The sequence below is a fragment of the Arthrobacter sp. TS-15 genome, from assembly GCF_006964045.1.
Taxonomy (GTDB): Bacteria; Actinomycetota; Actinomycetes; order Actinomycetales; family Micrococcaceae; genus Arthrobacter.
Window position 1 is genome coordinate 1 of record NZ_SDXQ01000057.1, and the last position, 1,268, is coordinate 1,268.

Here is a 1,268-nt window from a genome sequence, read left to right on the forward strand (position 1 = left end):
CCGGTTCCGGCCCCAGATAAATTGCACAAATCTAGGATCCCATCCGTCCTCCAGCAGGTGCGTTGCATAAGAGCGGCGCAGTGAATGCAGGTCCAGGCCATCCATTGGCAATCCCAGCTCGGCGAGGTAGCGCCGGAGCCGGCGCAGCAAGGTGGATTCACAGATCAGGCCACCTCGTTCGCTGGGAAACAGGTCCAGGGTGTCGAGGGTGCCTCGCCCGTTGGCGAGCCAGTCTTCGATGACACCGGCGGTCCAGTCAAAGACCGTCAGGACGCTGCGGGGTTTGTGCGGGGAGCCCTTGCGGGACTTGCCAAAGCGGACCTTGCAGACGCCTGATTTCCCGAACCTGCGCGCCTGCGGGTTGGTCGCGAAATCGATGGTCTGCAGGTGCCGGAGCTCGTTGAACCTCAGCCCGTACGAGTAGGTCACCTTGAGCATGACGGCGTCCCGGTAAGCAGCTTTCCAGCCCTTCTTGCCCGAGGCCGCGATCAGTTCGACCTGGTCGTCCGCATGGTCGAACAGCATCTGCAATTCGACCTTGGTGAAGGGCCGCTTGGCAGGGCGCCCTTCGTACTCCTGCGCGTGCGAGGCGGTGTTCCAGTCAAAGAAGACCTGGGACGGGTGCGTCCCGAAGCGTTGCTCACAGACCCTGTCCCAGCCATAGTCCGGGTTCGACACGTAAGACGAAAAACGGCGAAGGGTGGACTGGTAACCGCGGATGGTGGAGTGCTTCAGCTGATGGATCGAGCGAAGATCCCCGAAATACTCCTCGACATGCTCAGGCGACCAGTTCCACGGGAACTCGTTCACATGGTCCACGAACCGCCGGACACACCCGATGCCCTTATCAATGGTGTCGAACTGCAGGTTCCGGGACAGCTGCTGGTTACGCCAGCCCGTGAACATGTCCTCGAGCGTTTGTTCTTCGGGATGCAGCAGGGAAACGGCACTCAGCTGCAGCACGCGCCCGGACCCATCAACAGCCACTATTTGCCCTCAAGTCGCCCTCCAACCGCATTCATAACCTGAATCAATGATTCATTAAATGCATCATTAGCACAAAACCTCAGGTCAGACGCCCTTCAAGCAACGTCGCGCTCAGGCTGCACTGGCCAAAAGAGGCGGCCACAGAAGTCGGAACCGGCGACCGTTACATGCGAAAATCCGCGGAATCCGGGCCCGGGGAGAACTTCCTTGAGTCCCCAGGGGATTGGGGCGAATTGATTCATCCAATGAGATACGCAGAGTACTAGTGGCGCAATGCTTTA

At 59.5% G+C, this 1,268-nt stretch carries 1 protein-coding gene; it reads right to left on the reverse strand.

What is annotated here, in order from left to right:
- A partial coding sequence (locus EU811_RS20670; protein WP_142940161.1) for a tyrosine-type recombinase/integrase occupies positions 1-987 on the reverse strand: 987 nt, incomplete at its 3' end.
- Positions 988-1,268 lie beyond the last annotated feature (281 nt).